Origin of the sequence: Streptomyces sp. 13-12-16 (genome assembly GCF_002114215.1) — a bacterium.
In the GTDB taxonomy this organism is placed as follows: Bacteria; Actinomycetota; Actinomycetes; order Streptomycetales; family Streptomycetaceae; genus Streptomyces.
The window spans coordinates 1-2583 of sequence record NZ_NCTE01000437.1 but is presented as its reverse complement, the minus strand read 5'-3'; the positions used below and the strand labels follow the sequence as shown (position 1 = coordinate 2583).

3 protein-coding genes are annotated in these 2583 nt (G+C 73.1%); all 3 read right to left on the bottom strand.

From position 1 onward, the window contains the following. On the bottom strand, positions 1 to 597 hold a 597-nt coding region (locus B7767_RS18020; protein ID WP_085573090.1), incomplete at its 3' end, for a DUF5336 domain-containing protein. A 143-nt stretch (positions 598 to 740) separates the two neighbouring features. Then, on the bottom strand, positions 741 to 1703 hold the full coding sequence (locus B7767_RS18015) for an N-acetylmuramoyl-L-alanine amidase (protein WP_085573089.1): 963 nt from the start codon (positions 1701 to 1703) through the stop codon (positions 741 to 743). A 9-nt stretch (positions 1704 to 1712) separates the two neighbouring features. After that, complete coding sequence (locus tag B7767_RS18010) at positions 1713 to 2372, bottom strand: class I SAM-dependent methyltransferase (RefSeq protein ID WP_085573088.1); 660 nt, start codon at positions 2370 to 2372, stop codon at positions 1713 to 1715. Between the last annotated feature and the right edge of the window lie 211 nt (positions 2373 to 2583).

Here is a 2583-nt window from a genome sequence, read left to right as displayed (position 1 = left end):
CGGCTGGCCCGGCTGGGGCTGGCCCGCGAAGGGCTGCTGCGGCTGACCGCCGAACGAGGCCGGCTGCTGCGCACCCGGGTAGCCGTAACCGCCGGGCGGCTGGGCGCCGTACGGCTGCGGGGCGGCGGGACGGGCGGCCGGGAGGAGCGCACCCTTGAGGGCGGGCACCAGGGGGGTGGCGACGGCGGCGGCGGCCATGACGAGCGTGGCGATGAGGGCCAGGATCAGACCGGTACCGGCGTCGGGGCCGTCGGAGGAACCGGGACCCACGTTGTCGATGCCGCCGGCCACGTCGAAGATGTTGCCGAGGGCGCTCCAGGCGGCGAACACCGTGAAGGCGATGCCGAACTGGCCGAGGTCGAGCCCCGCGACCTTCGGCGGCTGCGGCAGACCACGGACCACGACGATGAGCGCCGCGCCGATGATGCCCGCCAGCACCACTCCGAGCACGACCGGGCCGCTGCCCCACAGGCTGGGGAGGTCGTAGTCGTCGGGTGCGCCGTCGACGGAGTAGAGGTCGAGGAACGACGCGATGAACAGCAATACCGCTGCTCCGATCACCACGCCGTCGCCTCGAGTGAGGGAGCGGATATTCACTTCAGGTCCTTCGTAGGTCGTCTCGTCGTCGGAAGAGGCGTCGCTGTCACCGTGTCGCCCGGAGGTTCCGGTGTGAAGCGCGGGGGTGGCCCCTCATCGTCCGGACGACACTACCGTCCGTGCGCTCGGGCTGTCCGCCCGGATCAGCGCGCTGATCCCCACCCGCGCAGGAAACTCACGATTCCGTCGGAAATCCCTTGCGCCGCCTTCTGCCGCCAGGCACCGCTGGTCAGCAGTGCCGCGTCCTTGCTATCGCGCATGTTGCCGCACTCGATGAACACCTTGGGAACCGTTGACAGATTGAGACCGCCCAAGTCCTTACGCGTGACGAGACCGGTACCACCGCCGACGTAGTTGGACGGCGCGCTGCCGGTGACGCGCACGAAGTTGCCCGCGATGCGCGTGCCGAGGTCCTCGGACGGCCCGACGATGGCGCGGGTGTCGGCGGCACCGGCGTCGACGGCGCCGGGCAGGATCACGTGGAAGCCGCGGTTGCCGGTGCCCGAGCCGTCCGCGTGGAGGGAGACGACGGCGTCGGCCTTCGCCTCGTTGCCGATCCGGGCCCGCTCGTCCACGCACGGGCCGAACGGCCGGTCCCCGTCCTGGGTCAGCTTCACGGTGGCGCCCTGCTTCTCCAGGAGCGCGCGCATCCGGTGGGCGACGTCGAGGGTGAAGTCGGCCTCGGCGTAACCGTCGTCGGTGGACGTGCCGGTGGTGTCGCACTCCTTGCGGTTGGTCCCGATGTCCACCTGGCGGTTGATCTCGGCGGTGTGCTTGAAGTTCTCCGGGTTGTGTCCGGGGTCGATGACGACGACCCTGCCCCTGAGGGGGCCGCTCGCGGCAGCCGGGGCGCCGGGCTTCTCGTCCTCGGAACTCGCGGACGGCGCCGGCGACGACGTACGGGACGAAGCGGAAGCGGATGCGGAGGGAGAGGCGGAAGCGGCGGTGCTCCCCGGCCCCTCGTCGTCCCCGGACCCGCCCACCGCGGCGTACACCGCCCACCCGAGCAGCGCGCCCGGCACCAGCGCGGCGAGTGCCACGGTCAGGGGCCCGCGCCGGGACCGTCGGGGCTGGGGCGGATCGAAACCGGGACCTGTGTACGACACGCAGCCACCCTAGCGGTGCCGGACGCCCGTGCCGGTACGGCGCAGTACGCGCAGGGAACCGGTGGCCGAGACCTCGGTGAACGCGCCGGACTCCAGGGCGCGGAGGTAGACGCGGTAGGGAGCCTGGCCGGTGAACTCGTCCACCGGGTCGGGGAAGACGTCGTGGATGACGAGGAGGCCGTCCTCGGCCACGTGCGGGGCCCAGCCCTCGTAGTCGGCGGTGGCGTGTTCGTCGGTGTGGCCGCCGTCGATGAAGACGAGGGCGAGGGGGGAGGCCCACAGGGCGGCGATGCGCGGGGAGCGGCCGACCAGGGCGACCACGTGGTCCTCCAGGCCCGCCCGGTGCAGGGTGCGGCGGAAGGTGGGGAGGGTGTCCATCAGGCCCAGCTCGGGGTCGACCGTCTCCGGGTCGTGGTAGTCCCATCCGGGCTGCTGTTCCTCGCTGCCGCGGTGGTGGTCCACGGTGAGCGCGGTGACACCGGCCGAGCGGGCCGCGTCGGCGAGCAGGATCGTGGAACGGCCGCAGTAGGTGCCGATCTCCAGGAGCGGCAGCCCCAGACGGCCGGCCTCGGCCGCCGCCGCGTACAGGGCCAGGCCCTCGTCCACGGGCATGAAGCCCTTCGCCGCCTCGAACGCGGCCAGGATCCCGGGCCCGGGTGTCATCGACATGGGGCTTGCCTCTCCCGAGGTCGTACGTGTGTGCACGGACCCCATGCTGCCGTACCCCCTGGGCGGGTGGCGCGACAGGGGGTACCGGCGGGTAACAGGGGTCGGGCGGAGACCGTCCCGCCCGGCGGGGACAGGGCCGGGCCGACCGGACGCCCGTCGCCCCCGTGGCGGGCCGGGGCGGCGGGCGGGACGTGGCCGGCGGGGCGGGCGG